The following is a 24,217-nucleotide window of genomic DNA, read 5'->3' on the forward strand; positions in this document are numbered from 1 at the left end:
GCTTTCTTTAATTGTTTTTACCGAAAATACGCAGCAATGCTAAGAACAAGTTGATAAAGTCTAAGTAGAGTTGCAAAGCCATAAAGACAGCTACGCCTGTATTGGCGCCACCGTTCGTTGCCATGTAGACAGTACGAATTCGTTGGTTGTCATACGCTGTGATCCCCATAAAGACGAACACTGTGACAATCGACAAGAAGAAATCGACTGGTTGGCTGTTTAGGATAAAGACATTCAACAATGTTGAAATAATGATCCCGATCAATAAGCCATAGCCGATTCGGCCAACGACACTTAAATCACGTTTGGTCATGATCCCAAAAGCAGACATCACACCGAATGTCACAGCTGCCGAAATGAATGCACCGGCAATAGATCCAAAATCATAGACCATCAATGTAACAGATAACGTCAAGCCGTTCATGAGAGAATACACGAGGTACCCAGCAAGAGTCAGCGAAGGGTTTTTCTGTGCTTTGGCACCTAGGACCAACACTAACACGATTTGCACGAGCCACAATCCTGTAAATCCTAAAGGAAAGTTTTGAATAAATTGCAGTGTTTGTTCTGCGAAGACTTCGCCAAAAAAGTAAGCGGATATCGCACTGATGCCCAGACCAATGCCAAAGAACAAATAGACTTTTGAATAAAAGCGATTCAATCCTTGCGCTTGGACAGTTTCATTATTGAGTTGATTCATCTTGTATTTCCTCCTGTTCTGCTATTTCTTTTGGTGGCTGCACCATCACAACAGCATCTAAGATCCGATCGCCTTCACCATTGATTGCTTCCACTGAAATCGTCACGACATCTTTCATTTTATCGACTTTGATGACTTCAAAATCAAAGGTCAATGTTTCATAATGATAGACTGGTTCAATAAAGTTCACCGAAAAATTCACTACATGAGATCCTGGGCCTGGCAAATGTTTCGACACGGCACTGGTGATGATCCCCATCAGCATGACGGAAGGTACGATAGGACGTTGATAGTCCGTTCTTTGCGTGTAGTCATGTTGGATGTAGAGTGGATTTGCATCATTTGTCAATCCTAAATAAAGCAATAACTGATTATCTTCGATCGACTCTGTTAAAGATAACGAATCGCCTTCCTCGATATCTTCGATACTTTTGCCGATCTTTCGCGGTTTACCTATGTTCAAGTGTGTTTCCTCCAAAAAAAATAATTTTTACCTGCTTTCATTTTATCAGAAGCAGACAAAAGTGCAAGTTCGCAGGATTTAATTCACAAAATCTTCAATGATAAAAAAAAACTCCTGCAATCTTAAAAGACTGCAAGAGTATTGATCATAAAACGTTTCGCGTAGTGTTGCTCAGTAGTTTTTCATACGCTGCTTCAAATTTTTGGACATCGCCTGCCCCCATAAAAATAATCACAGCCTCTTTATGATCCAATAACGGTGACACGTTGTCTTCTTTCAAGACGGTGCCGCCTTTGTTGATTTTATTGCCTAAGTCTTCAATCTTGACATCTCCACGGTCTTCCCGCGCTGAGCCAAAGATATCACACAAATAGACATTATCTGCCAAATCAAGTGCTTCAGCAAAGTCATCCATCAACGCGATCGTACGGGTAAAGGTATGCGGTTGAAAGACAGCAATAATTTCTTTGTCAGGGTATTTTTGACGGGCACCATCGATGGTTGCTTTGATTTCAGCAGGATGATGGGCATAATCATCGACGATCGTCATATCAGCGACGATTTTTTCGCTAAAGCGTCGTTTCACACCTGGGAACGACAGCATTTCTTCTGCCACTTCTTGCATATCTAAGCCTTCTTTGTACGCTACGGCAATGACACCCAATGCATTGTTGATATTATGCTGGCCGTAAGCAGGCAACACAAAATGGCCAATGTTTTCATCATGGATGTAGACATCAAAAGCGGATCCTTGCGTGGTACGTTCAATATTTTTTGCTTGAACATCGTCATCATCATTGATGCCATAATAGTAGATTGGCACATCAGCTTCTAATTTGCGCAAGAACGCATCATCCCCATAAGCAAAGATGCCTTTTTTGACTTGATGGGCCATCGATTGAAACGCTGAAAAGACATCTTCAATCGAATGGTAGTAATCTGGGTGATCGAAATCAATATTCGTCATAATGGCATAATCGGGTGAATAGGCCAAAAAGTGGCGACGGTATTCGCAGGCTTCAAAAGAAAAGAATTCTGCATTTGGATCCCCATGGCCCGTTCCATCCCCAATCAAAAAACTGGTTGGACGTACACCGCTTAAGACATGAGAAAGCAATCCTGTGGTACTTGTTTTCCCATGAGAACCTGTCACAGCAATACTCGTATACGGTTGGATAAATTGGCCGATAAAGTCATGATAACGGGTCACTTCCAACCCTAATTGATGGGCACGAACGATTTCCGGATGTGTATCAGGGAAGGCATTCCCTTGAATGATCACCATTTCCGGTTGAATATTTTCTTTATCAAAAGGCAATAATGCAATGCCCGCTTTTTCTAAGTCACGCTGGGTAAAAAAGTATTCTTCCACATCTGAGCCTTGGACACGATAGCCTTTTTCATGCAGCACTAAAGCCAATGAACTCATTCCAGAACCTTTGATACCAACAAAATGATATATTTTGTTTTGATTTTCCATTCTATAATCCTCTTTTCTCAATTCCACGTTGCAATAAACGTGTATTTTGACAAATATCAGGTTGTCGCACGTCCTACATTATCATACAAAATGAAAAAAATAGCAATGAAATTTATTTTTGCGCTTGACTTTTCTCATCAATTCCTATATTTACCAAAGGCCCTCGACATTTTCCGCACACATACTTCTGGGTATTGATGCGTTTTTGTCGATGGAACATCGTGCCGCAATCTTGGCATTGATATTGCAGCTTAGCCTGCTTTTCAGTAGTAGGTGCATAGCGCAGACCCCCGGTTTTTGCCAGCAATGCTTTAAACGCAGGATCACGGTGACGATGGCCTTGTCCTGTCAAATGCAGATGGTAATGGCACAGTTCATGCTTAACGATCCCCAAAAATACAGCTTCTCCATGCTGCGTCAGCATATCAGGATTAAAATCAAGATGGTGATCCTTTAAGTGATACCGACCTCCCGTGGTTTTTAACCGGCGATTAAATAGCGCTGTATGCAAAAAGGGACGGCCGAAATAGCAGAGTGATACCTTTTCTACATAACGCTGCAGTTCTTGTTCAGTCATTTCTGAATGACAGGATCAACCATTGTGAGGCTGATACGACCTTTTTTACGATCCACTTGTTCGATCCAGACAGTAACCACGTCTCCGACAGCAACCACGTCCTTTGGATGCTTGACAAAAGAACGGCTCATTTTCGATAAATGGACCAAGCCATCTTGTTTGACGCCAATATCAACAAAAGCCCCAAAATCGATCACATTGCGAACGGTTCCTTGCAATTCCATGCCAGGCAGCAAGTCATCCATACTCAATACATCTTTTCTTAATAAAGGTGCTGGCATTTCATCCCGCATATCTCGTCCTGGCTGCATCAATGCTTTCAAAATGTCAATGATCGTTTCTTTCCCAACTTGAAGCGTGTCGGCTAATGAAGCAGGATCCAGACTGGCCAACGCCGCCTTATTTTCCTCCTGATTGCCTGATGCTAGCTCATTCAAAGAAATAGCCGCGATACGCAAAATTTCTTTCGCCGTATCATAACTTTCCGGATGGATCCCGGTTTGATCAAGAATGACTTTTCCACCAGGAATGCGCATAAACCCAATAGCTTGTTCATAGGCTTTTGGCCCTAAACGTGGCACTTTCTTCAATTGTGTGCGTTGGCTAAAGGCACCATTTTCTTCGCGATAGTTGACGATGTTTTGAGCGGTGGTTTTGTTTAACCCTGCAACATGCTGCAGCAATTGACCACTCGCTGTGTTCACATCCACCCCAACTTGGTTGACGGCTGTTTCGACCACGAAATCCAATTGCTCAGCCAGTCTTTTTTGTGAAACATCATGTTGGTATTGGCCAACACCTACAGATTGCGGATCAATTTTGACCAATTCGGCCAATGGATCTTGTAAGCGACGGCCGATACTGATGGCACTGCGCTCTTCCACTTGAAGTTCTGGAAATTCTTGCCGTGCCAAAGGACTGGCCGAGTAAACAGAAGCCCCTGCTTCATTCACGATCACGTAATACACGTCTTGATCGACTTGTTTGATTTGTTCTGCTACAAATTGTTCTGATTCGCGGCTAGCCGTTCCATTACCGATGGCTACCATATCGACATGATAGGTTTCCAATAGACGGCGAAAAGCTGGTCCAGCAGCTTGGCGCTTGTTGTTTGGTGCTGGCTTATGAGGATAAATGACCTCGATTGCCAATACTTTCCCAGTCTGATCGATCACAGCCAATTTGCAGCCTGTCCGATAGGCCGGGTCAAAACCTAAAACGATCTTGCCTTTCAACGGCGATTGCAATAATAGATTGCGCAGGTTATCGCCAAAAATCGTGATGGCTTGTTCGTCCGCTTGCTCTTTTAATTCATTGCGGATTTCTCGTTCGATGGCTGGTGCGATAAAGCGTTTATAGGCGTCAGCGATTGCCTCTTTGACAACATCAGCAGCCGGTGAGGCGGTATTTTTGATTTCTTTGCGGGCTAGATACTCTAAGATTTTGGCGTCATCCGCTTGCAGTGTGACTTTCAAGATGCCCTCTTGTTCCCCGCGATTGGTTGCTAAGATTCGGTGTGAGACCATTTTGCTGATGGGATGCTGAAAGTCATAGTACATCTCATATACACCTTTCTCATCTTTCTCCGCATCTTTGACTGTGCTTTTGTAGAGTCCTTTGTTTTGGAAATAGCTTCTGACCCATGTGCGATACGCAGCGGTATCGCCTATCATTTCTGCAATGATCTCGTGCGCCCCTTGCATCACATCAGCAATCGTCGGGACCGCTTCATTCAGATAAGCCGCGGCATGATCAGCTGGAGATTGTTTTGGAAAAGTCAATAACCAATCAGCAAAGCTGCCTAAGCCATTTTCTTTAGCGATCGTCGCTTTCGTCCGTCTTTTTTGTTTAAATGGACGATAGAGATCTTCAACTGTCTGCATTTTGGCAGCTGCCAGGATGGCTTGCTGCAATTCGGGCGTCAGCTTGTCTTGTTCTTCGATCAGACGCAATACCTCTGCTTTTCGCTTCACTAAGTTTTCAACATATGTATATCGTTCCTCGATATCTCTGATTTGGACTTCATCTAATCCGTTTGTCATTTCTTTACGATAACGGGCAATAAAAGGAACGGTATTGCCATCTTGCAGGAGTTGCAAGACAGTCGTAATTTGTTTTTTTGTAAATGCCGTCATTTCTGCGGTCACTAATTGTAGTACATCTTGATTCATTTCAGCCATTGATTCTTCACCTTTCTTTATTCATTTCTTTATGATACCACAAAAAAAACAGCGGATGCCGCTGTGCCCTAAGCGAGCGGCAAGCAGTCTGCTGTTTTTTTCTTCACATCATGTACCTCTTACCTTTGCAGCACAAGTCTTTTAAAAGTCTGGTTGCCATGGGCCAGTTAAGTTTTGATATTCGATGTCTTGGACAATGCCCTGCTGATCAAATATGACCCCATGAACTGAGCCACCAAAGACCGCACCGCCATCAATGCCGATTTTATGATCGCTGATCCACAGATCGGTGGTTTGCATATCACCATGCAGCATCGGTGTGATGGTATGGCCAAAGACGATCGTCTTTCCGGTTCGGTTTTTTGTTTGATGAAATGGCTCCCGAATCCAGATAAAGTCATGATCAGAAGTATCTTGCCAATGCTTCTTGGACAAATCAACGCCAGCATGGACAAAAAGATAATTGCCCCATTCATAATAAAGCGGACGTGCCATCAAAAATTCGATCAGCTCTTGGTAGCGGCTGCGGATTATCATGGCGATCTCTGTTGGGGAATACTCTTCAGTTGCGCCTGTATGCAAAAGACTTTCTATCGTCTCTTTGCCACCATTACGTACATAAGCATTGAACCAATCTTCTGGCGCCTGCAAAAATTGAAGGAAATATTCTTCATGGTTTCCACGTAAGTAGATGGCTTGTTGCTCTTCTACGAGTTGTTTGCCCAATAAAAAACATTCTTTGGTTTTTGGCCCACGATCGTTGAGGTCGCCGATCAATAATAATTGATGTCGATCAGGATCAAAGTCTTGCAAAAGCTTTTTAAAAAGATCAGCCATTCCATGGATATCACTGATCACATACATCAAGTTTTTCATGAAAGCGGGTCCTCCAATCTTTTTTTCGGGGATGCCTAGAACCGATCATCCTCACCTGAAGCTATCGAAACAATCTTTTAAAAGTTAGAAGTGATATTTCTTCGTTAACAGGTCTCATTTACCAGAAACAGCATAGTAGTTGCCATCTGGATCAGCAAAATTAAAGACCATTTGTTCCTCCATTTGAATCAAATCGCCTACCTCAACATTTGCCTCAAGCATTTGTTTATATAGGGAGGTAATGTCTTCTGAAAAGAACATGATTGATGGTGAATTCAAAGCAACTTCTGGTGAATGTGCTTCGATAAAGGTACGATCGTAAATCACAAAATGGGTGTCTGCTTGTGCGCTTGGGGCAATCTCCACCACTGATGTGCCATCAACAGATTGCTGATCAATGATCACAAACCCAAATGATTGCCAAAAAGTGATTGCTGCTGGCACATCTGCGACGTACAGCATCACTTGCATGTTATTTGAGAACATTTTTTTCCTCCAGTTAGTCTTCTTTGTTGTCTGTTTCTTGATTATTGTTGGTATTGAAGTTCAATTGCAAACCTGGTTTGTCTGTAATGATCTCTGTCACTTCATAGGTCAACCGTTTGATGATATCAAATAATGGCTCAACTAGACGATCTGTTTCCGCTTTTGACAGATCGTCTCCTGATTCGACTTTGCGATTCAAGATATGGTTGACTTGTCCTACGCGACCTGATAACACATACTCTGGAAAAACCAATTGAAATTCTAAACGCGCACCAATGATGCTGTTCTTTTCCATATATGCTTCGTCTTTTACCTTCAAGGGGGCAAATCCGACATTTAATTTTGTTTCCATTTCTTTGTCTTTTGGTTTCATATCGAAGTGATAGGCTTCGACGATTGGTTGCTGTCTTTTGATTTCCACAATTTTCACGCTCCTTAAATAAAAGTATAGCACAAGAGATTCTATGCGCCTACTCGAATTCTTGATATCACAAAAAAACGACCCTACAGGTCGTTTTTTGTCATGTTAGTTTGATAATCCTGCCAGGTAATCTAAAGCATCCTGGACATTTGACACAGGAACGATCTTCATATCAGTACCCAATTTTTTGGCAGCAGCAACTGCTTCTTGATAATTGGTTTTGATATCAGGATCGGCTGCCCGCTCTTCATCTGTGATCTCATCTTCTGGAGCGAAGAAAATCTCAGCCCCGCTTTCACTGGCACTGGCTACTTTTTTGTCGATACCGCCAATTCGGCCAACGGTGCCATCACTGGAGATGGTTCCTGTACCCGCGATTTGATGTCCTTTGCGGATATCGCCCGTCAATTGTTGGTAGATTTCTAATGTAAACATCAAACCAGCTGAAGGGCCGCCAATATTGCCAGCATCGATCACAATGTCTTGATCTGATGAGATCTCTGTATGATCGACGAGTGAAATCCCGATACCCGCTTTTTGGTTGGTAGAAAGTTCGATCAATGCGCCGGTCGCTTCTTTTTCTTCTCCGTCTTGTGTATAAGTCACTGTCACTTCATCGCCAATCGACTGGCTTTGCACATAATCGATAAAGTCTTGGCTGCTGGTGAATGATTTGCCATTCACTGCTGTCACCGTATCAGCTACAGAAATCTTATCCGCAAAACTTGAATCAGGATCAACCCCCATCACATATACGCCTTTGTACGCCATTTCATATGGCAAATCTGCCAGCTTCAAGGCTTGTTCAATGGCGCTATTTTGTGAAGACTCCATATAATACTGCTGAATACGATTGTATTCTTCGTCTGTGGCACCGCCAAAAAGATCTTCTTCACTGACTAATTCTTGAAATCCGTTGAATTTTGTGCCAATGGCACTGAAGACTGTTGCCTGTCGTATGCCAACACTTGTCAAAGAAAAGGAACCATCCGAGGTGTCTTCTTTCTGATTGACCGTGATCAGCTCTTTTAGATCGATCGTCGCACCGGGCTGCTCAATATAGTAAGGGATCGGCAACAAGGCGCCAGCGGCAATCAGCAAGGCAAGTATAAATAATAAGACATATTTGATCGTAGATTTAAGATTCATTGGCTTCACGCTTCTTTACTATGGCTTCATAAATATTTCGTGGCAGATAATCCGCCACATTTCCTTCGAAAGTCAAAATTTCTTTCAATAAACTAGAGCTAATAAAACTATGTTTGGCATCCGCTAATAAAAAGACCGTTTCTAGCGTGGGTGCCAGATGGTGATTCATTTCCATGATATCTCGTTCATATTCGTAATCCTTGACACTGCGGATACCCCGCAAAAGAAATTGTGCGCCGAGCTTTTTAGCAGCGACAACTGTCAATTCTGTTTCCTGGGCAATTACGCGTACGTTAGGGATATGGATCAATGCCTCTTGGATCAGTTGGACCTTTTCTTCACTGGAAAAAAAACTTTTCTTATTGGTATTTACAAAAACACCAACGATGATTTCATCAAATAATTTAGCCCCACGTTCGATCAAATCAACGTGGCCCGTAGTGAGCGGATCAAAGCTACCTGGAAATAAGGCAATTTTTTTCATGCTACCCCTCATTTCTATAAATTGTGACTTGCGAGATGCCATAAGTTTGCTGCTTGATCAGTTCCAGAGAATCGATGTTTTCGGGCAGAAGAATCGCTTTATCGGTTTCACAGATCACCTTCGCGCCGCTGGACAACAAATCTGCCGACAGCATCTCAGTCAATTGCTCCACGATCTGTTGTTTGGCATATGGCGGATCTAAAAAGAGATAGTCAAACTGCCGCCCCTCTTCAGCAAATCTGGCAATGGCTTGTTTGGCATCCATTTTCAACACTGTAAATTTTTCCGGATGTTTGGTGACATCGATATTCTCACGAATGATCTTGATTGCGGAGAAACTGCGATCCACACAGACAGCATGATTCGCCCCTCGCGATACAGCTTCGATGGCCAATCCGCCACTGCCGCTGAACAAATCAAGCACTTCCCCACCATCTAAATATTGACCTAGCATATTGAAGATCGCACCCTTGACTTTATCCGTCGTAGGCCGCGTATTTTCGCCTGCCAGGCTTTTTAACCTTCGTCCACCAAATTCTCCTGCAACTATCCGCATCGTCTTCTCCTCCAACTAAACGCACCTCTAAGGTAAAATAAATATAGCACTGTTCCTCAAAATAGCAAGTATGTCTCACCTTTTTTTACAGTTTTTCACACGACTAGCTATGACATGTAACAGATGACCTGCCACACATGTCAAATTCTGAGCAAAAAAATAGCGGCGCTGCGACACGCCACCATTATTTACACATGCTCAGCTAAGCGAATCATTGTATTTTTCTCTTCAACGTCAAAGCCATCATCTTTGCTTGGATACGCTTCATCGGTGCCGATTTTATCCGCAAAGTCCATCGCCACATCAGGGCGATAAGACGGTTCAACCTGACGGACAAAATGGAATTGTTCGATTTTGTTTTTTTTCGCTTCATATTCTTCTTCATTCAAATACATCACCACATATTTCATTTTACGTGACACATAGTGAACAAAGCCAAAACGACGCAAGTTTTTCAATTGGCGCAAACTATAGACCCATACGATCAGCCCACGTCGCTTTTGGATTTGGAATGGTTCTTTTTCTTCATGCATGACAATTTCCTCCACAACTTGTTTTTGAATGAAAAAACGGACTACCGGCATCGACTTTGACTGAAGCTGAAAAACAGGTTGCGATCGATACAGTGATTTCATCAAGTAAGCGTTGCAGATTGGTTTCAGCTAAGCGATAGTCGCTCACGCGGTCATTCATGTCCAGATTGCGTTTGGCTTGACGCATACTGCGTCTGGCTTCTTTGAAACCTGGTGCGAATTCACCGTAAGATTCAATATTCTCAAATGCACGTTTTTCCGTCACAAAAGACTCGATCAGTGTGCGTACGACTTCATCTTGGTACATCTGTTGTCTATTTGTTGCATACGCCGTAAACGTGGTGCTGTCCTTGATCGTCTTTGTCACCCGTTCAATTTGATCCACGATCTCAAAAAATTCTTTATTGTATATCATCCGTTGTACTAGCCTCGGTTTCTTCTTCTTGTTCTTGCACTAAGACTACCATATTTTCTTGCGAAAAAGCAATTCCTATCTTTTCAGCGGCGTCGTGGGATAAACGTTCTGCAGTAGCTGGGTCGCTGAACCAAGAAAGAATACTAAAAGTCGGATCATAGACAGGCGCCTCAAAGATCGTAGCTGTGGCTGTTATGGCTTGATCTTGCAGCAATTCTTGCCACTCTTCCGTCGTTAGATTGAAATTACTCGTTTTTTCACTAGACAAGGCTTTCTGATACGAATGGATCCTCTGGGATGTCAGATGATCTGCGCTATTTTCAGTCACTTCCTGTAACAATGTCGAAGCTTCTTTCTGGGTATCTAGATTTGCCGAATAGGTATCCAACTGCTGGATGCCGCGCATTTTTTCAATAATCACGAAAGCGAGTGTTCCTTTATCCAAAGCGGCTTGCTCTGAGGAGATTGTCTGAGATGTTTGGAAAAGCGGGCGTTCTCCCTCTGTTAGCGGATAGGGTGCCAATTTCAATAATGTGGTCTGGTCCAGATAGCTGATTGCTTGCAATTTGGCGGTGATATGATCAAAGAACAAGACGGCAAAAGTCCCATTGTCAAAAGCCACCAATGGACGATAATTCATATCTGATTCCATGAGTTCAAAACTGACGGTCCGATCATTTTGCTTCAGACTGAAATTGGGATAGATCATGGTTAAGTCTGTCAATTCCGCCAACGTCATTCCCATTGTAAATGGCGTCAATGAAGACCCGCCTTCACCAATGACTTTGATTGCTTGGACACTTTCACCATCCGTATTGATCTCAATATATTGCTGATCGTCCAATTGATTATAGACCCTCACTTCAAAATCATAGCCGGTGCGATACGTTCGCACCGGCAGGCCATAATCTTCTTCAAAGTCTGAAACAGGTTCGCCAATTGCATTGGCAAGACCGTCCGCTTTGATTGTTTCATAATTCATTGTTGTAGGTGCTTTGACTGGATTCTCAGAAAGAAAAGGCGTATCAGAAGCATGCTGGTAAAATACCGGCTGTAAATAGACAACCGCTAAGGCAAAGATAAATAGACACCCGAACAACATGCTTCTATGTTTCATTTTTGCGTCAGCTCCCTACTTTTCTTTGATTTCGATCAAAAGATCACCTGATTGGATCGGTTCACCAGCAGCGACATAGACGTGTTCGACTACGCCTGCAAAACGCGCTTCAACTGATGTTTCCATCTTCATGGCTTCTGTCACCATCAAGGTTTGGCCTTTAGCCACACGGTCGCCTTTATGCACGAGAATCTCTAATACTGATCCACTCATAGACGCGCCGATTTGTTCTTTGTTCGTTGGTTCAGCTTTCCGTTTGGTTTGAACTGAGCTAATGATTGAATTGTCTTTGACGACGATTTCTCGTCGTTGACCATTCAGATTGAAGAACAGCGTCCGGTTCCCTTCGATGTCTGCTTCACCAATCTCATCCAAGCGAATAATCAAAATCTTGCCTTTTTCTAGTTCAACATTGATGGTTTCACCTAAACGCATGCCGTTGAAGAACGTTGGCGTATCCAACACTTTGACATCAGCAAACTGCTCATAGGCTTTGCGATAATCTAAAAAGACTTGTGGATACATCAAGTAACTTAACACTTCTTCATGTTTTGGCTGATAGCCGATTTTTTCAGCAAGTTCTTGTTTGACAGTCTCAAAATCAACTGGTTTGGCAAAAGCGCCAGGACGTTCTGTGTAAGCTGGGCGTCCTTTCAAGATGATTTTCTGCAATTTCTCTGGGAAACCGCCAACAGGCTGGCCCAACTCTCCTTGGAAGAAGGTCACAACTGATTCAGGGAAACTAAGATTGTCTCCTTGTTCATAAATATCTTGTTCACTCAAGCCGTTTTGAACCATGAATAATGCCATGTCTCCCACAACTTTCGAGGAAGGTGTTACTTTGACGATATCGCCAAACATCATGTTGACATCATGATACACTTCCTTGATCTCGTCCCATTTCTCGCCTAAACCAACCGCTTTGGCTTGCTGTTGCAAGTTGGAATACTGACCGCCAGGCATTTCGTGTTTATAGACTTCGGTTTGCGGTGCATTCAAGCCATTTTCAAATGAATGGTAATACATGCGGACATCTTCCCAGTAATGGTTCAATTGTTGAATATTATCGACATTGATCTCTGGACAGCGCGCACCGTTCACTAATGCATAGTAAAGACTGCTCATACTAGGCTGGCTGGTGGCACCACTGACAGCAGACATGGCGACATCCACAATATCGACGCCAGCTTTTGTCGCAGCTGAATAGGTGATGATCCCATTGCCGCTCGTATCGTGGGTGTGCAAGTGGATCGGCACATCAATACTGTCTTTCAATTCGCTGATCAAACGGTAGGCCGCTTGCGGTTTCAATAATCCAGCCATGTCTTTGATCGCAATGATATGGGCACCTAGATTTTGTAATTCTTTGGCCATATCTTTGTAATATTGAACAGAATATTTTTGACGTGTTGGATCATTGATATCTCCGGTATAACAAATCGTCGCTTCAGCAATCTTTCCGGTATCTCTCACTGCTTGGATACTTTTCTCCATTTGCGGGATCCAGTTCAAACTATCAAAGATACGGAAAACATCAATGCCCTGATCTGCAGCTTCTTTGATAAATTCGACTAAGACATTGTCAGGATAGTTGGAATAGCCCACAGCATTTGACCCTCTAAAGAGCATTTGCAGCAATGTATTCGGCATGCGTTTGCGGAACATCCGCAATCTTTCCCATGGATCCTCAGTCAAGAAACGATAGGCAACGTCAAACGTCGCACCGCCCCACATCTCACTTGAGAACAATTGCGGGATCGCTTCTTCTGTCATAGCAGCAATTTTCTTAAAGTCTTGGGTCCTGACACGGGTCGCCAACAAGCTTTGATGGGCATCACGGAAAGTTGTATCTGTCAACAGCACATTTTTCTGGTTGCCGATCCATGATACGACCGCATCAGCCCCGTTCTGATCCAATACTTGTTTTGCACTTGTGTAATCCGCCAATGTTTCGATCTTTTGCGGCAAGCGTGGTTCATTGTAAAAAGGTTTAGGTTGTTTTTCAATACCTGGGAAACCGTTGATCGTGATTTCACCGATATATTTCATCGTTTTGTTGCCACGATCACGAATCCGCGGAAAATCAAATAATTCTGGTGTATTATCAATAAATGTTGTTTTGGCCTCTCCAGAACGAAACGCTGGATGAGAAACGACATTTCTCATGAACAGGATATTGGTTTTGACACCTCTGATCCGAAATTCTTTCAAACAGCGCATCATTTTTTGAATGGCTTGATCAAAAGTCGCTGCATGGGTACAGACTTTTACCAGCAATGAATCAAAGTAAGGTGTCACGACTGCACCTGCGTAGGCATTTCCGACATCTAAACGCACACCGAAGCCACCTGGTGAACGGTAGGTATCGATTTTACCAGTATCCGGCATAAACTGATTTGCAGGATCTTCTGTGGTCACCCGACATTGGATCGCCACGCCTTCGAAACGAATATCCTCTTGTTTCGGAATACCAATCTCTTTGTGGAGGTCTTTGCCTTGGGCAATCAAAATTTGTGTAGTCACAATATCAAGGTTAGTGATCATTTCAGTGATGGTATGTTCGACTTGGACGCGAGGATTGACTTCGATAAAGTAGAATTTGTCCCCTTCAACCAAAAACTCAACGGTTCCAGCATTGATATAGCCAACATGCTTCATCAATTGAACAGCAGCTTGACAGATTTTTTCTCGTTGGGCCTCATCCATCGACACGCATGGCGCAACTTCCACCACTTTTTGATGTCGACGTTGAACAGAACAATCCCGCTCGAACAAATGAACGACATTGCCATGTTTGTCCCCTAAGATCTGCACTTCAATATGTTTCGGATTGCTGATATATTTTTCAACATAGACTTCGTCACTGCCGAATGCTGCTTTGGCTTCGCTCTTTGCTCGTTCATAGCCGTCTCGTGCTTCTTTTTCATCGTGGGCGACACGCATGCCGCGGCCACCGCCGCCTAACGCAGCTTTGATCATGATGGGGTACTCATGGGTTTTCGCAAAGTCCAGCACTTCTTCAACCGTATCGACGGGACCGTCTGATCCAGGAATCGATTGAATCCCTGCTTCAACAGCTGCTGCTTTGGCTTTGATCTTGTCGCCAAAAATATCTAAATGGTGGGTCGAGGGACCAATGAAAATCAATCCTTCTTCTTCACAACGTTGTGCAAAGCCTAGGTTTTCTGATAAAAAGCCGTATCCAGGATGGATGCCCTGTGCTCCTGCTTTTTTTGCGGTACGGATGATATCTTCAATATCTAAATACGCGTCGATTGGGCGTTTGCCTTTACCGACCAAATAAGCTTCATCTGCTTTGAAGCGATGCACTGAATATTCATCTTCAGCTGCATAGATCCCGACTGTTTTGATACCTAATTCCGCACATGCGCGAAAAACACGAATCGCGATCTCTCCGCGATTGGCAACAAGAATTTTTTTCATCTAACCACTCCATTCAATTGATCAATCGTTTAAACTATATTCTTTCCTCTTTTCTTCCGCGCTGATGTTCAACACAAATCCAATACATATCGATAACATCAACAAACTGGATCCACCTTGACTAAGGAACGGGAAAGTGATCCCGGTCAAAGGAATGATACCTGTGATCCCGCCTAAGTTGATGAATATCTGTGACAGAAACAACATGCCGATCCCCGTACACATCATTGAATTGAAAGGATCTCTTGAACGTATACCAATCAAAAAGATCCGGCCAACCATATAAAACAAAATCCCTAAAATAATGATAGAGGGAATCAACCCTAATTCTTCCATGACGATCGAAAAGATATAATCAGTATGGGCTTCATTCAGAAAACCGCGCTTCTGGATACTATTGCCTAAACCGCGGCCAAACAACCCGCCATTGAACATAGCATAGTACCCATTGACCATTTGATGACCGGTGTTGTATTCATCAGCGAATGGATTCAAATAGGAAGCAAACCGGCTATAAATATAGGCTGGCAAAAACTTTCCGCCCGTGAGTCGCACAGCGAAAATGATCAAGCCGCTGGCAATGATGCCAGCACCGCCTAAAATCAGTGTATATAAATAATTCAAGCCGCTGGATAATAAAACAGTGAATGCCAGCAGCACCACGATCACGGCATTCCCGAAGTCAGGATAAAAGCCTAAAATCGCAGTATAGACCAAAACGATCCCAATAGGTCGCCAAACGGTTTTAAGAAAATCCTGTTGGATGCCTTTTTGCCGATACGACAACGTCATTGCCAAAAACCAGACAACGATAAATTTCAGGTACTCCGCCGGTTGCACAGAAAAACCAGCAATCGACAACCAGCCGTATGCCCCATTTCTCTTATCAAAGAAGAAGGCAGCGATCAGCAATACCAAAATCACGATCATGGCGATCTGGACAAATTTTTTGTGACGAAAGACATCGGTTTTCATCTTGTACATAATCGTGATCAAGATCAAACTCAATACCCAAAATATCGCCTGATTGATGACATAGGACGCTGAAGTCGTAGGTGGTGTCGCCGTCATTGCCACATAGGACGTTGAACTATAGACCATCATCAATCCTGTAATACATAAAAAGATATAAGGGAGCAAAATACTGTAATCTAATAAATGTCTTTTTTTAACTTTTTCCGGCAAGATTATGCCTCCTTGCCTATTTCATTCGTTCGTTGATCTTCATACACATCACTATATAACTGGTTCAAATCTTTCTCTAAGTCTGCCATTAATTGTTGCCCTGCTTGATTATCAACGATCCCTAAACGAATCGCGAAAGCAACTTGTCGTGATAACCCATACATTTGGGTATCGACGACTTCTTCAAAGGCTTTGCATTGGGCAATACATAAACTATTTTCTTGATTTTGAATCAACTTTTTGATTCGTTCTGCATCATCTTTCAGCAGATCAAGCGCTTTTGCGGCATCGATTTGCGCCATTTCAGTCCCCCCATTTCTTCGTTTCATTATTATAGCATATTCTAATATTGAATGACATCCAAAGCAAGCAGATAATCGATTGAAAAAACGAACTTTTCACCAGATTAATCAATTTAATTCGTCTTTTGGTCTATTTAATAATTAAACAGAATCAATTATTCGGAAATTCCACCTGCGAAAGCCGTGTTTTCGTGAAACATAACGTATTTATGAAACAACGAAAACTTTCAGATGTAGGTTGTTTTTTACGAAACCTTATTGCAGCAACATTTCACGCAAAAGAGCAAAGATATTTGTCCACAATTTACAAAAAGAACAGGAAGCGAAGGCCCCCTGTTCTTTAGCTTTGCCATCCATTCATTTGGCTAGCGATTCTCATCACCGATTTTTCCATCACCATTGATATCTTCATCAGATAGTCGTTCGACTTCCTTGATGAAGCCTTCGCTGATTTCTTGGTAGCTTTGTTCACCCACCACTGCCTGATCAGGAATTTGATCAACATTGGCAAAAAATTCGATATGATTGTGCAGATTCTCAAAGCGCATCGGTGCATCGCCACCATACTCACCATCCAGATTGATCATCAATCGGTTGGTTTGCTCAGGGGCGTCTACCTCAAGAAAAGAAGTCTTGGTATAGATCAGCCGACGGTCATTGATATGTTTGCCGCCATTCATCATCAGTGCCAACAAATGAACGATTTCAAATATATTGGCAGTTTTGACGATGATCAACGAAAACTTGCCGTCATCTAGTTTCGCATCCGGTGCGATTTGTTCGAATCCGCCAACAGAATTGGTCAGTCCTAAGAAAAACATCGACGCACCGCCGATATACTCCCCATCTTCGTACTTTAAATGCATTTTGATGGGCTTGACCCGCGGCAGCAACTCGGCCCCTTTAGCTAAATAAGCCAAATAGCCAAAGACACTTTTCAGTTCAGAGGGGACATCATAGGTCAACTCTGTCAAATGGCCGCCGGCAGCAATATTGATAAAATAGGTGTTCGGTGTTTTACCGATATCCATCTTGACTGTTTGCTGTTTCAATATCACTTCTGCCGCTGCTTTGATATCATTTCTAGGTATCTTTAACGCACGGGCGTAGTCATTGGTGGTGCCGCCAGGAATGATGGCCATCTTCGGGCGAACCGCTAAGGGCGCGATACCATTGACGACTTCATTGATGGTGCCATCACCGCCTGCTGCTACGATCAAATCAAAGCCGGCTTGCCCTGCTCTGCTGGCTTCATCCCGCGCAGAGTATGGCGCTGCGGTGGTTGCAAAGGCGCTGGCTTCAAAGCCTGCTGATTCTAACACATCTAAAATATCCGCTAAATGCTTACGGATCAATTCTTTGCCAGATGTCGGGTTATAGATCACTCTTGCTCTTTTCATGGCTCGCCTCTTATCGTTTTGCTAATTCTTCTTGCAACAATTTATTGACGATACCTGGGTTGGCTTGTCCCTTCGTGGCTTTCATGATTTGTCCCACTAAGAAACCAACGGCACGGTCTTTCCCATTTTTGAAATCATCGACAGATTGCTGGTTTTGATCCAGAACATCATTGATCATTGGCAGCAATTGTGTTGGGTCAGATAGTTGGATCAATCCTTTGGCTTTGACTACCTCTTTCGCATCGCCGCCATTGGTGATCAATTCTTTAAAGACTTTCTTCGCGATCTTCGAACTAATGGTGCCATCTTCGATCAAGCGAATCATCCCTGCTAAATTATCCGGAGTTAGTTTGGTATCTGGCAATTCGATTTTTTCGCTGTTTAGGTAAGCAGATACTTCACCCATCAACCAGTTAGACGCCTGTTTCGGATCAGCACCAGCATCGATCGCTGCTTCAAAGAAATCAGACATTTCTTTCGTGAGGGTCAAGACCATCGCATCATACTCTGGCAAACCTAATTCAGAAATATAGCGAGCCCGGCGTTTTTGCGGCATTTCAGGCAAACCTTGACGCACCCGTTCGATCCATTCATCGTCGATCACAAAGCGGGGAATATCTGGTTCTGGGAAATAACGGTAATCTGAGGAGCCTTCTTTGACACGCATCAACAATGTTTTGCTGGTGGTTTCATCAAATCGACGGGTTTCCTGTTGGATTTCGCCACCAGAAAGCAGCACTTTCGCTTGACGTTTTTCTTCAAAAGCAAGACCTTTTTTGACAAAAGACATCGAGTTCAAGTTTTTCAATTCTGTTTTGGTGCCGAAAGCTTCTTGTCCGTATGGGCGCAAAGAAATATTGGCGTCGCAACGCATAGATCCTTCTTCCATCTTGACATCAGACACTTCTGTAAACAAAACGATTGAGCGCAATGCTTCTAAATAGGCATAGGCTTCTTCAGGGGAGCGCATATCTGCTTCTGATACGATCTCGATCAATGGCGTACCTTGACGATTCAAATCGACATACGAATAGCCGCCTTTGCCATGCATATTTTTCCCAGCATCTTCTTCCAAATGAACCCGTTCGATACGGATTTTTTTCTTTTTGCCTTCGACTTCGATTTCGATCCAGCCATCGTGCCCAATGGGTTGATCAAATTGAGAGATTTGATACGCTTTGGGATTATCTGGATAAAAATAGTTTTTGCGGTCAAAATGGGTTTCTTTTGAGATTTCACAATTCAACGCCAATGCCGCTTTCATCCCAAATTCAATGGCAGCTTTATTCATCACAGGCAAGACACCTGGATAACCCCAGTCAATGACATTGGTATTGCTATTTGGCTCCGCACCAAAATGAGCAGGCGCTGGAGAGAAAATTTTTGATTCTGTTTTTAATTCAACGTGGACTTCAAGCCCAATGACTGTTTCGAAGTTCATGCTTTGCCCCCTCCTAAAATCACTGGTTGTTTCTTATGGAAATCAGTGGCTTGTTCAAATGCATAGGCCGCTTTATACATCGTAGCTTCATCAAAGTGTTTGCCGATGATCTGCAAACCAACTGGCAACCCTTCAGAGAAACCAGCAGGTACTGACATGCCAGGCAAGCCTGCTAAGTTCACAGGGATCGTTAAAATATCATTCATATACATGGTGATTGGGTCATTGATATTTTCACCAATGCCAAATGCCACAGTTGGAGATGCTGGGCCAATGATCAAATCATATTGATTAAACACTTGATCGAAATCTTGTTTGATCAAAGTCCGTACTTGACCTGCTTTTTTAAAGTAGGCATCGTAGTATCCTGCACTTAATGAGAAGGTCCCTAACATGATCCGGCGTTTGACTTCTTCACCAAAGCCTTCGCTTCTTGAGTTGACATAGACATCTTCTAAATTCGTTATATGTTCAGAACGGAATCCATAACGAATCCCATCAAAGCGCTGTAAGTTTGAACTTGCTTCAGAAGAGGCAATGATATAGTAAACTGCCACGCCATATTTTGAATGAGGCAGACTCACTTCTTCGACTGTTGCGCCTAAAGCACGGAATGTGTCGGCAGCTTTCAAGACTGCGTCACGAACACCTGGTTGGATGCCTTCTCCCATGTATTCTTTCGGTAAAGCTACTTTCATTCCTTTGATGTCCCCAGTTAATCCTGCAGCAAAGTCAGGAACAGATACACCTGCTGAGGTACTGTCTTTGGCGTCAAAGCCGCTGATCGCATTCAAGACAAGGGCATTGTCTTTGACGGTCCGAGTCATTGGGCCGATTTGATCCAATGAAGAAGCAAAGGCAATCAAGCCATAACGAGAGACGCGGCCATAGGTAGGCTTTAGTCCTACGATGCCGTTGAAAGCTGCTGGTTGGCGGATCGAACCACCCGTATCACTACCCAAAGAAACTGGGACTTGGCCAGCAGCAACCGCTGCAGCAGAGCCGCCTGAAGAGCCGCCAGGAACTTTGGTTTGATCCCATGCATTCTTCGTTTTCTTGAAATAAGAGGTTTCGGTACTTGCTCCCATGGCAAATTCATCCATGTTCAATTTGCCGACAGGAACCAAATCTGCTTGGTAGACTTTATCCATGACAGTCGCATCATAAATAGGGTCAAAATTACCTAAAATTTTAGATGCGGCAGTCGTGCGCAAGTCTTTCGTGACAATGTTGTCTTTGATCCCAATCGGAATACCAGATAAGACATTGCTTTCAGTAATGCCTTTACGATCGATTGCTTGCGCTAAGTCATGTGCTTTTTCTTCGTTCAAAGCCAAAAAAGACTCGATCTGCGGTTCTGTTTCTTTGATCCGCGCAAAAGTTTCAGCTGTTAGATCTGTTGCTGTGATTTCCTTAGAAACCAATAAAGAATGTAATTCTTCTATACTCTTGTTAAATAGTTCAGTCATTAGGCACCGGCCTCCCCGTTGTCGATAATTGCAGGCACTTTGATAAAGCCATCTTCTGATTCTGGTACATTCTTCATCAATTCATCCCGATCCCATCCGCCAATCGTCACATCTTCTCTCATGACATTGATCGTATCCGCAACATTTGACGTAAATGGTACGCCTTGTGTATCGACTTCTTCAAGCGTTTCTACCATATCGATTATTTTTCCTAGCTGAGAGGTAAACTCGTGTAATTCATCTTCTGAGAATGAAAGTTTTGCTAGTTTGGCAACATGTTTGACTTGTTCTTCACTGATCGCCATAAAATCCTCCTCTTTCTTGCATACGTAACATACGTTTTGCGTTTTTCCAATGTATTGTATCACTTTTTTCATGATTCATGAAATAGAAATTGAAAATTATCATAGTTAATTGAAAACAAAACTAGCAATCGCTGTCGTCTCTGATTCTCTAGAAAGGAACGCTTGCTGCCCTGTGATCGAGCCAATCTGAACCTCGATCACACCCGGCACTTCACTGAAAACCGTTTCGACTTGTTTGCCGACATATTGTGTGAAGCTGGTAACTTCTGTCTTGCTGTAATAATTTGAATCGATGGTGATCACTAATTTTTGCACTTGATCATCTACGTAATAGACTTTCCCACTGACACCGGTCAAGTCAGGAAAGAAGGAAATGATCGCCTCTCTAAAGGTGATAAATTTGCTGTTCAATCCATCATCAGTCGCTGCATTTGACGTGCCGGAAGCAACAGGTAAGATCAGATGCGTTTCATTGACCGGCTCAAATTGATCGATCGTGGTTCCACCATCTGTACTGACGGTCTGATAAATATAATTGCCGCCAGCGGTGTCATTTTTGGCACTTTGTTCAAATAACCCGATAACGATTGGTACCGTGGCTAGTCCATCGATTTGCCGTACGTGGGTCAAGACCGTTTGAACCGTTTTTCGCGCATTCGCCATCATCGTGTCTCTGGAAATCGTCATCGTTTCTTCACTGCCATAGTAGACACTATTGAAAGCAAATCCTAAACTGATGCCGGCCAATGTTTTACCGTCTTCTTTCAGGAAATCATGCTCCAGTAATTGTTGAAAAATGATTGGTTCCTCTTGATTCGCGGGGTTCAATCCGAGACTGTCTTCGTCATCGGTGGCACGTTTCAACCAGTTTTTGATGGTATCAGCCGTTAGATATTGCCCTTCTTGAAAATAATGCTGATCAACGGAAAAGGTGTCATACGACAAACGGAGCAGTCCATTGTCAAAATTGGTTTGATTGAAACCATTATTCAGCTTTTCAGCGTTCAATTGACGGGCAGCACTTGTTTGGTATTTGCCATCTGTCATCACGGCTTGATAGACCTGATTGTTTAGCCGGCCGGTGGTGATATTGCCCCCGGTCGTCACATCGCCTTGGTCGATATTGGTGATGCCTTTTTCTAAATTTCCGCAACCACTGAGGCAAATCAAAACTGCCACTAAAAAAAGTGCATTACGTTTCATTCACCTGACTCCCTTCAATAGCAGTAACCATTTGTGCTTCTTCCCACACAGTCACCCCTAAATCCTGGGCTTTTGTCAATTTGCTGCCGGCCTCTTCACCAGCAACGACGATATCGGTTTTCTTTGAAACGCTGCCTGTCACTTTCCCACCCAGCTGCTCAATCTTTTCTTTGGCTTCTTCGCGGGTAAAGTGTGAAAGCTTGCCTGTTAAGACAACGGTTTTATCTTTGAAAGGTGACGTAACAGCAGAAAGATCTGCTTGCCGAATCCCATGATAGGCGAAATTCACGCCGCCATTTTCAAACTCATCCAACAATTCATGGACTTCCTGATTGGCAAAATAAGCGACCACGCTCTCGGCAATCGTCGTGCCGATAGATTCTAGTGCGATGATTTCTGCTTCTTGCGCTTTTTGGAGGCTGCGGAGATCTCCGAAATGGGCAGCGAGGATTTTTGCTGCTTTGGCGCCAACATGGCGAATACCTAATCCAAATATCAGACGTTCCACCGAGTTGTTTTTGCTGGCTTGGATCGACTGCAATAAGTTGGCGGCCGATTTTTCTTTGATTTTATCTAAGGTCAGCAACTGTTCTTCGGTCAAGTAATACAAACCCGCCGCATCATTGATCAGACCTTTATCAAACATTTGTGCCAATACCCTAGGGCCTAACCCATCGATGTTCATGGCATTACGGGAAACAAAGTGGCTCAGCCCTTCTTTGAGTTGGGCTGGACATTTTGGATTGATACACCGTAGGGCGACTTCTTCATCTAAGTGGATCAATTCACTGTCACAGATTGGACAATGGGTCGGTATCGGATAAGGTTGGCTGTCATCACTGCGTTTTTCTGTCAATACTTTTGACACTTCAGGAATAATATCTCCAGCTTTATAGATGATCACTTTATCCTTTAGACGAATATCTTTCATCTGGATAAAATCAACATTGTGCAGACTCGCTCGGCTGACTGTCGTTCCTGCGACTCGGACAGGGGTCATCACAGCAGTTGGTGTAACGACACCTGTCCGTCCAACTGTCCATTCAATGGTCTCAATCATGGTTTCCGCTTCTTCTGGCGGAAATTTGTAAGCAGCTGCCCAGCGAGGCGCTTTAACGGTAAACCCTAGTTGATCTTGGTCGGCAAATTGGTTGACTTTGATCACGACACCATCGATCTCATACGGCAATTGACTGCGTTTTTCATGAAACTCTTCAATATACGCCCACACTTCGTCAATTGAATGACATAAGCGGCGCTCGTGATTGGTCCGAAAGCCCAATTGATCCAATTCATGGAGTGCACCAAACTGATCATGGGCTTCGATTGGGCCAAAATCAGCTAGTGTATATAAGAAAGTACTCAAATTCCGTTGGGCAGCGATACGGGTATCTAGCTGCCGTAAGCTGCCGGCTGCGGCATTTCTAGGATTGGCAAAGATTTCTAACCCGTCTTCTTCTCGTTGCGTGTTTAGCTTCAAAAAAGAAGTTTTGGGCATGTAACACTCGCCGCGAACTTCCAATGACATCGATTCCTGCAAACGCAAAGGGATCGATTTGATCGTTTTGAGATTTTCGGTGATGTTTTCACCCACTGTACCATCCCCGCGGGTGGCACCACGCACAAAACGGCCATTTTCATATCTAAGGGAGATCGACAAACCATCGATTTTCAATTCACAGACATAGTCTACTGCTCTGCCTAGAGCTTTCTGGACACGGGCATCAAAGGCAATGATCTCCTCTTTGTCAAACACATCATTCAAACTATATAAAGGAATATCATGGGTCACTTTTTCAAAACCTGGAAGAATCACGCCCCCCACCCGCTGTGTAGGCGAGTCTTCTGTGACAAGTTGCGGGCATTCTGTTTCTAAGGCCACAAGTTCAGCATATAACTGATCATAGATATAATCTTCCACTGCAGGCTGATCTTTGACATAATACGCATACGCATATTGGTTTAATTCGGTGCGCAGTGCTTCAGCGCGTTCTTGTTGTTCTTTTGTCGGACTATCCATGAGCAAGACCT

23 protein-coding genes and 1 pseudogene are annotated in these 24,217 nt (G+C 43.4%); all 24 read right to left on the reverse strand.

Annotated elements, in window-relative coordinates:
- Window positions 1-7: 7 nt before the first annotated feature.
- The 24 genes and pseudogenes from AEQ18_RS10205 to ligA all read right to left on the reverse strand — a co-directional run bounded on the left by AEQ18_RS10205 (window position 8) and on the right by ligA (window position 24,206).
- Window positions 8-700 (reverse strand): Bax inhibitor-1/YccA family protein, encoded by a 693-nt coding sequence (locus tag AEQ18_RS10205; RefSeq protein ID WP_054116238.1) that lies wholly within the window; start codon window positions 698-700, stop codon window positions 8-10.
- Window positions 684-1,163 (reverse strand): MaoC family dehydratase, encoded by a 480-nt coding sequence (locus tag AEQ18_RS10210; protein WP_054116239.1) that lies wholly within the window; start codon window positions 1,161-1,163, stop codon window positions 684-686. The genes AEQ18_RS10205 and AEQ18_RS10210 overlap by 17 nt, the downstream gene beginning before the upstream one ends.
- A 145-nt stretch (window positions 1,164-1,308) precedes the next feature.
- Complete coding sequence (gene murC, locus AEQ18_RS10215; RefSeq protein ID WP_054116240.1) at window positions 1,309-2,643, reverse strand: UDP-N-acetylmuramate--L-alanine ligase; 1,335 nt, start codon at window positions 2,641-2,643, stop codon at window positions 1,309-1,311.
- Between the two features lie 112 nt (window positions 2,644-2,755).
- Window positions 2,756-3,220, reverse strand: a complete 465-nt coding sequence (locus AEQ18_RS10220) for a SprT family protein (protein ID WP_054116241.1) — start codon at window positions 3,218-3,220, stop codon at window positions 2,756-2,758.
- Window positions 3,217-3,678, reverse strand: coding sequence for a S1 RNA-binding domain-containing protein (locus AEQ18_RS16090; RefSeq protein ID WP_396199322.1), 462 nt, complete (start codon window positions 3,676-3,678; stop codon window positions 3,217-3,219). Before AEQ18_RS16090 ends, AEQ18_RS10220 begins: the two co-directional genes overlap by 4 nt.
- Window positions 3,675-5,391 (reverse strand): annotated as a pseudogene (locus AEQ18_RS10225) (Tex-like N-terminal domain-containing protein); the annotation flags it as partial. The gene AEQ18_RS16090 and the pseudogene AEQ18_RS10225, both read right to left, overlap by 4 nt.
- Window positions 5,392-5,541: 150 nt before the next feature.
- Entirely contained in the window at window positions 5,542-6,276 is a 735-nt protein-coding gene (locus AEQ18_RS10230; RefSeq protein ID WP_054116243.1) for a metallophosphoesterase family protein, read from the reverse strand.
- Between the two features lie 114 nt (window positions 6,277-6,390).
- Window positions 6,391-6,762 (reverse strand): VOC family protein, encoded by a 372-nt coding sequence (locus AEQ18_RS10235; protein WP_054116244.1) that lies wholly within the window; start codon window positions 6,760-6,762, stop codon window positions 6,391-6,393.
- Between the two features lie 13 nt (window positions 6,763-6,775).
- A complete protein-coding gene (locus tag AEQ18_RS10240; protein WP_054116245.1) occupies window positions 6,776-7,183 on the reverse strand; it encodes a DUF1149 family protein in 408 nt (135 codons plus the stop codon).
- Window positions 7,184-7,288: 105 nt separating this feature from the next.
- Window positions 7,289-8,332: a SepM family pheromone-processing serine protease gene (locus AEQ18_RS10245; RefSeq protein ID WP_054116246.1), complete on the reverse strand. Its 1,044-nt coding sequence runs from the start codon at window positions 8,330-8,332 to the stop codon at window positions 7,289-7,291.
- Complete coding sequence (gene coaD, locus AEQ18_RS10250) at window positions 8,322-8,816, reverse strand: pantetheine-phosphate adenylyltransferase (RefSeq protein ID WP_054116247.1); 495 nt, start codon at window positions 8,814-8,816, stop codon at window positions 8,322-8,324. The genes AEQ18_RS10245 and coaD overlap by 11 nt, the downstream gene beginning before the upstream one ends.
- A 1-nt stretch (window position 8,817) precedes the next feature.
- Entirely contained in the window at window positions 8,818-9,372 is a 555-nt protein-coding gene (gene rsmD / locus AEQ18_RS10255; RefSeq protein WP_054116248.1) for a 16S rRNA (guanine(966)-N(2))-methyltransferase RsmD, read from the reverse strand.
- A 188-nt stretch (window positions 9,373-9,560) separates the two neighbouring features.
- Entirely contained in the window at window positions 9,561-9,905 is a 345-nt protein-coding gene (locus tag AEQ18_RS10260) for a YlbG family protein (RefSeq protein ID WP_054116249.1), read from the reverse strand.
- On the reverse strand, window positions 9,898-10,320 hold the full coding sequence (locus AEQ18_RS10265; RefSeq protein ID WP_054116250.1) for a YlbF family regulator: 423 nt from the start codon (window positions 10,318-10,320) through the stop codon (window positions 9,898-9,900). Before AEQ18_RS10265 ends, AEQ18_RS10260 begins: the two co-directional genes overlap by 8 nt.
- Entirely contained in the window at window positions 10,307-11,437 is a 1,131-nt protein-coding gene (locus AEQ18_RS10270) for a CAP-associated domain-containing protein (RefSeq protein ID WP_054116251.1), read from the reverse strand. The genes AEQ18_RS10265 and AEQ18_RS10270 overlap by 14 nt, the downstream gene beginning before the upstream one ends.
- A gap of 15 nt (window positions 11,438-11,452) precedes the next feature.
- Window positions 11,453-14,881: a pyruvate carboxylase gene (locus AEQ18_RS10275; protein ID WP_054116252.1), complete on the reverse strand. Its 3,429-nt coding sequence runs from the start codon at window positions 14,879-14,881 to the stop codon at window positions 11,453-11,455.
- A 21-nt stretch (window positions 14,882-14,902) separates the two neighbouring features.
- Complete coding sequence (locus AEQ18_RS10280) at window positions 14,903-16,066, reverse strand: FtsW/RodA/SpoVE family cell cycle protein (RefSeq protein WP_054116253.1); 1,164 nt, start codon at window positions 16,064-16,066, stop codon at window positions 14,903-14,905.
- Window positions 16,067-16,068: 2 nt separating this feature from the next.
- A complete protein-coding gene (locus AEQ18_RS10285) occupies window positions 16,069-16,368 on the reverse strand; it encodes a YlaN family protein (RefSeq protein ID WP_054116254.1) in 300 nt (99 codons plus the stop codon).
- Between the two features lie 365 nt (window positions 16,369-16,733).
- Window positions 16,734-17,768 carry a diacylglycerol kinase gene (locus AEQ18_RS10290; protein ID WP_054116255.1) on the reverse strand — a complete coding sequence of 345 codons (1,035 nt, stop codon included), beginning with the start codon at window positions 17,766-17,768 and terminating at the stop codon, window positions 16,734-16,736.
- A gap of 10 nt (window positions 17,769-17,778) precedes the next feature.
- A complete protein-coding gene (gene gatB / locus AEQ18_RS10295) occupies window positions 17,779-19,209 on the reverse strand; it encodes an Asp-tRNA(Asn)/Glu-tRNA(Gln) amidotransferase subunit GatB (RefSeq protein ID WP_054116256.1) in 1,431 nt (476 codons plus the stop codon).
- The gene (gene gatA, locus AEQ18_RS10300) at window positions 19,206-20,678 is read right to left on the reverse strand and encodes an Asp-tRNA(Asn)/Glu-tRNA(Gln) amidotransferase subunit GatA (RefSeq protein ID WP_054116257.1); all 1,473 of its coding nucleotides are present in this window, start codon (window positions 20,676-20,678) and stop codon (window positions 19,206-19,208) included. The genes gatB and gatA overlap by 4 nt, the downstream gene beginning before the upstream one ends.
- Window positions 20,678-20,983 (reverse strand): Asp-tRNA(Asn)/Glu-tRNA(Gln) amidotransferase subunit GatC, encoded by a 306-nt coding sequence (gene gatC / locus AEQ18_RS10305; protein ID WP_054116258.1) that lies wholly within the window; start codon window positions 20,981-20,983, stop codon window positions 20,678-20,680. The genes gatA and gatC overlap by 1 nt, the downstream gene beginning before the upstream one ends.
- 105 nt (window positions 20,984-21,088) lie before the next feature.
- Window positions 21,089-22,186 carry a CamS family sex pheromone protein gene (locus AEQ18_RS10310; RefSeq protein WP_054116259.1) on the reverse strand — a complete coding sequence of 366 codons (1,098 nt, stop codon included), beginning with the start codon at window positions 22,184-22,186 and terminating at the stop codon, window positions 21,089-21,091.
- Window positions 22,176-24,206 carry an NAD-dependent DNA ligase LigA gene (ligA, locus tag AEQ18_RS15705; RefSeq protein ID WP_054116260.1) on the reverse strand — a complete coding sequence of 677 codons (2,031 nt, stop codon included), beginning with the start codon at window positions 24,204-24,206 and terminating at the stop codon, window positions 22,176-22,178. The genes AEQ18_RS10310 and ligA overlap by 11 nt, the downstream gene beginning before the upstream one ends.
- Window positions 24,207-24,217 lie beyond the last annotated feature (11 nt).

The organism is Enterococcus sp. RIT-PI-f, from assembly GCF_001297065.1.
Taxonomy (GTDB): domain Bacteria; phylum Bacillota; class Bacilli; order Lactobacillales; family Enterococcaceae; genus Enterococcus_D.